At 31.0% G+C, this 4,822-nt stretch carries 6 protein-coding genes; all 6 read right to left on the reverse strand.

Features of this window, described 5'->3' with window-relative positions:
- Positions 1 to 351, reverse strand: a 351-nt coding sequence (locus FZ949_RS04420; RefSeq protein ID WP_187424708.1) for a type VI secretion system baseplate subunit TssG, incomplete at its 3' end; no start/stop codon positions are given.
- A complete protein-coding gene (locus tag FZ949_RS04425; protein WP_148790170.1) occupies positions 339 to 716 on the reverse strand; it encodes a type VI secretion system baseplate subunit TssG in 378 nt (125 codons plus the stop codon). The genes FZ949_RS04425 and FZ949_RS04420, both read right to left, overlap by 13 nt.
- Positions 713 to 2,431, reverse strand: a complete 1,719-nt coding sequence (tssF, locus tag FZ949_RS04430; RefSeq protein ID WP_103579698.1) for a type VI secretion system baseplate subunit TssF — start codon at positions 2,429 to 2,431, stop codon at positions 713 to 715. The genes FZ949_RS04425 and tssF overlap by 4 nt, the downstream gene beginning before the upstream one ends.
- Positions 2,431 to 2,820: a GPW/gp25 family protein gene (locus FZ949_RS04435; protein WP_054195920.1), complete on the reverse strand. Its 390-nt coding sequence runs from the start codon at positions 2,818 to 2,820 to the stop codon at positions 2,431 to 2,433. The genes tssF and FZ949_RS04435 overlap by 1 nt, the downstream gene beginning before the upstream one ends.
- 7 nt (positions 2,821 to 2,827) lie before the next feature.
- The gene (gene tssC, locus FZ949_RS04440; protein WP_072595333.1) at positions 2,828 to 4,276 is read right to left on the reverse strand and encodes a type VI secretion system contractile sheath large subunit; all 1,449 of its coding nucleotides are present in this window, start codon (positions 4,274 to 4,276) and stop codon (positions 2,828 to 2,830) included.
- 2 nt (positions 4,277 to 4,278) lie between these two features.
- Entirely contained in the window at positions 4,279 to 4,764 is a 486-nt protein-coding gene (gene tssB / locus FZ949_RS04445) for a type VI secretion system contractile sheath small subunit (RefSeq protein ID WP_103579699.1), read from the reverse strand.
- Positions 4,765 to 4,822: the final 58 nt, after the last annotated feature.

Below are 4,822 nucleotides of genomic sequence, written 5' to 3' on the forward strand. Positions count from 1 at the left end.
ATCTTGAAGCTCTTTAAATTTTCTTCTTTTTGGGAAAAAATCAATAGCTTCTTCATAATCTATACCATTTATATAAACTGCTATCTTAGTTTGTTTCTCAAAAAGCTTTTTGCCAAGTATAAAATTTCTGCCCAAAGTCCTATTTTTGATACCAAGCGAATTTAAATTTGAAGGCGCTATGAAAATTTGATTTGGTAGATTTTCCAGTAAAAATAGTTTATTTTTTAAATTAAAATGACGCTGCAAGGCAAACTCAATCTCTCTTTTAGGCCTTCTTTGGCTAATGATAAGCGGAGAAAATGGTAAGAATTTTTTTGCTAATTTTTTATTGTTTATGTTTAATATATCCAATAAAATCTTGAAATTTTATCATCAAGCTCTTTTTCAAAGGATCTTGCATAATTTTTTAAACTAATGCTATCAAAGAAAAGCCAAAGCAAGTAATTGTCAAAAAAGTCAAAAAATTTCTCAAAATTATTATCGCTACTCTTTGAAATCTTCTCCAAAATATAGCTTGTAAGATGCGAGCCACTTCCCAAAAGACCCATAAAATTTACGACAATTTTTATTGCATCCTCTTTATTTAAGCTCTCAAGCTCATTAATCGGATAAGCAAAACTTGGGCTATTTTTTAAAAAAATATCTCTTCTGTCGTGATGCTTTAGGCAGTTTTTTACTAACTTAAAAAAAGAAGCTTGATTTAGTTCTTTGTTCATATTAATTTTTTTGTACCACCTAAAAAATCATAATTAAGTAAAATTTTGCTCTTTATACACTTTATTTTAAGCTCGCAAAATGAATTAATTGATGCAAATTTTGATAAAAATTTAGCCAAATTTATACCTAAAGCATAGACATTTCCAATACTCTCAAATTCACTTTCATCTATATAGAATATACAGAGCAACCCTCTTTTTGCAAAGCCTTGATCAACTCTATAAATTTGCTTCGTTTTTATATCATAAAGCGAGTTTGCAAATTTTTTAAAAAACTCATCATCTGGTGTACTAAAGGTATTAAGAAGTGCTAAAAAAGAGCCCTTCTCTAGTATACTTTGATAGCTAAAAGATAAGATACTAACTAGTTTCCAAAGAAGATTTCCATCTATTTTTACTCGCTTTACACTAGTTGGAATGGTTAAATTTTTAGTTGTTACACCTTGGTGGGACAAAACTCTATCTATCTCACCAAGCTTTAGATTGCAAGGTAAATCACCATTGCAGCAAAGTGCATCTATGCTAATGGTTTGATCTTTAGAGTCACTTTTAAAAAAGGAAATTTCTTTATAAGAGTTTAGTTTTATATCTGTTTTATTGCTGACAAAATAATAATCTTTTGCTCGCTCATCATTTAAAAATTCGAATCTCTCAAAACTTTTATAGTTTTTTAATATCCTTTTTTCATTATTACTACTATGGGCGACCACCTTATTTATTGAAACGATTTCATAAGCATCGATATTTGAGCGATCTAGAAAAATTCTATATTCGCTTCGTCTATTGTTATTCAAAATAGGCTCGGCACTCATTGCAAATAAATTTATTGCGGGCGTAACAAAAAGAGAAAAATATTCTAGCCTTGGTACATATCCACTTGGCATATCTTTTGAAAATATGAATTTAATATTAAAGCTTTTTGTAGAAAAATTTTTAAGAAAGCTAAGTCCATTTAATCGCACAAAATTGAACTTTGAAGGAAAAAATGATAGCTCTTTTAAAAGCTCAAACGCTTCAAATCCGAACTCATCACTCTTTATCAAACGCTCATCAAACTTGTCCAAACTAAGTTTATCAGGGCTTAACCTTATCTCTTGATCGCTATCTTCAAAACTTATTGTAATAAATTTCAAGTAATTTTTTAGCCACATTAAGAGCGTAGAAGAGAAGTAAACATTATCTCCAAGATATAAATTTAAAAAATCTATATCAAGTTCTTTAGTGCTAAGCTCATCCTTTGTAGCGCTTATATTTAAATTTAGAAGATAATCACTCTTATTGTTTGACATAAAAGCTTTTGTTATCTTTAAGGGAAGCAAATTTATGTCAAAGATTGTTTGAAATTTGCACGTTACGCCATTGATCTGCTTTGACTCAACTATACTTCCTTTTGGTATAAATTCTTTTGTCCCAGAGAAGTCATCTCTTAAGGTAAATTCTTGCATACAAACTGATGGAAAAGGATTTGTATAGCTTGGCATTAAAATATTTACTAAAGACTCAGCGATTAGTGGGATATTTTCATCTAGTTCTTGCCTAATCCTAGATGTCAAAATAGCCATATTTTCTATTATGCTCTCAACATCAGGATCTTTGCTTTTAGTATCTAAAAATGGTGCTACTTTTGGAAAATTTTTAATAAAAAGGGCTCTTGTTTCATCAAGATATGCTATCTCTTTTTGAAAATAAGCTAGATTATTTTCATTATAATCCATTATAAAATCTCACAATATCTATTGTTTTTAAAAATAACTTTTAGCAAATACTCTTTAAAATTATCATTTTTATGCTTGTAGTTTATATTAAAGATGATACGCCAAGGCTTTAGTGAGTCATCGTATCCGATAGATGTTACTTCTATTCTATTCTCATTTGAGCTGATTAATTCATATATTGCCATACCAAGTTTATGACCAAGCTCGTTTATTTCAACACCCATAGACCAAAGATCGATAATGCTATCATTTAATCGGCCGTAGTTACCAAGTCTAGAGTTTAAGATAGTATCAATGTGATCTTTTATGTCGCTGTCTAGATCTTTAAAATATGGACGTAGCTTTGATTCATCGCTAAATTCATATAAAATTTTATCTATCAGCGACATAGTAAGCTTACTCTTTGTCTAGTTTTCCAACCAAAGAAAGCTCGAAATTTGCTCCCATAAATTTAAAGTGAGGTCTAGCCAAAAGCTCTATTTTATACCAACCAGGCTCGCCAGCTATATCACTGACGATTACTTTTGCGCTCCTAAATGGTCTTCTACTTCTAACATCTGCTGGTGGGTTTTCCTGATCTGAGATGTATTGCCTTAGCCATTCATTTAAGCCGCGCTCAACATCACTACGCTCTTTCCAAGTACCTATCTCTTCTCTTTGAAGTACTTTTAGATAATGGGCTAGGCGAGAGATTAAAAATACATAAGGCAACTGTGTTCCAAGCCTGAAATTTGTCTCAGCAGCTTTACCTTCTGGAGTATTTGGAAAAATTTTAGGCTTTAGTGCAGAGTTTGCTGAGAAAAATGCAGCGTTATTGCTATCTCTTCTTAAAGTAAGAGCGATAAAACCATTTTCAGAAAGTTCAAATTCTCTTCTGTCTGTAATCAAAACTTCAGTTGGAATTTTTGTTTGAATGCTTCCATAATTCTCATAAGTATATGTCGGTAAGTCTTTTACAGCACCGCCACCTTTTGGTCCAATGATATTACCGCACCATCTATAATCAGCAAAACTATCTGTAAGCCTTGTAGCAAACGCATAAGCTCCATTGCCCCAAAGCATATCATCGTGATTATTTACAGTTTCTCTATAATTAAAGCTCTTTATAGGGTTATCCTCTGGCACATAAGGAGATCTTGTAAGAAATCTATTTACCATACAACCTGTGTACTTTGCATCTTCATTTTCTCTAAAAGTTCTCCATCTTGTATATTGTGGGCCTTCTAGCATGCTTTTTAGATCTTTTATATTTTCAAGCTCACCAAAATTATCAAGTCCGAAAAATTTAGCAGAAAGGGATGTAAGAAGTGGTGAATGGCTCATTGCAGCAATTGATGACATTTTATTTAAAAAAGTCATATCTTGATTTGATTTATCTAGCTCATAGTCTGCCACTATCGCACCAACTGGCTCACCACCAAATTGTCCATATTCGGCTGAATAAATTTGTTTATAAAGTGTACTTTGAGTTATGTCTAAATTATTTTCAAAATCATCTAAAATTTCTTCTTTTGTGGCATCCAAAAGATCGATTTTTACATTTTCATTAAAATTTGTTCTCTCAACCAAAAATCTAATTCCACGCCAAGTTGATTCTAGCTCTTGAAAAGATTTATTGTGTAAAATTTCATCCATTTGAGCAGATAAAAGGGTATCGATGTGAGCTATCATCTCATCAAGTGCGAGCTTGTTTATTTTATCTTCAGCATTATTTGTTGTGATTATATTTGAAATAAACTCAGCAACTCCTTGCTTTACAACACTATAGCTCTCGTCATCTTTTGAATATTTACTCCTTTGCATTATGCTTTCAATGATAGGAGTTTTAACTTTAGTTTCAGACATTTTTATTCCTTATCTTGTTCGTCTTTAATCTCTAAAAGAAGTTGTTTTCTACTACCCTCATCTTTTATAGCTTCCAAAACCGCTTTTCTAAAATCAGGCATATTGCCCATAGGACCTTTTAGTGCAACTAAAGCCTTTCTAAGCTGTAAAAGTTTTTTTAGCTCAGGAATTTGATTTATAATATTGTCTGGATTAAAATCATGGATGCTCTCAAAATCAAGGTCAATATTTAAATCTTCATTATTAGAATTTAGCTTATTTTTTACAGAGAAATTTGTATGAATATCTAAGCTTTTCATAACCTGATCAAAATTTATTTTATTGATAGAGATTACTTCACGATCTTCAAGTGGAGTTTGGTTTTCACCAGTTAAATTTGCAACTACCATAAGTTTTAATGGAAGCTCTATATCAGCCTCTTGGTCATTTGTCTTAGTTTTATAAACTATATTTATGCGTTCTTTTGGTGGGATTAGATTATCTGCCATAGTAACATCCTTTTTTCATAAATGATTTAAGAATTATATTTAAATAAAATTAAAGGTG

Source organism: Campylobacter concisus, assembly GCF_902460545.1.
Taxonomy (GTDB): Bacteria; Campylobacterota; Campylobacteria; order Campylobacterales; family Campylobacteraceae; genus Campylobacter_A; species Campylobacter_A concisus_AE.

Coding starts and splice junctions, on each gene's coding strand:
- tssC (WP_072595333.1), bottom strand. CDS start 4,276: ATGTCTGAAACTAAAGTTAAAACTCCTATCATTGAAAGCATAATGCAA.
- FZ949_RS04425 (WP_148790170.1), bottom strand. CDS start 716: ATGAACAAAGAACTAAATCAAGCTTCTTTTTTTAAGTTAGTAAAAAAC.
- tssB (WP_103579699.1), bottom strand. CDS start 4,764: ATGGCAGATAATCTAATCCCACCAAAAGAACGCATAAATATAGTTTAT.
- tssF (WP_103579698.1), bottom strand. CDS start 2,431: ATGGATTATAATGAAAATAATCTAGCTTATTTTCAAAAAGAGATAGCA.
- FZ949_RS04435 (WP_054195920.1), bottom strand. CDS start 2,820: ATGTCGCTGATAGATAAAATTTTATATGAATTTAGCGATGAATCAAAG.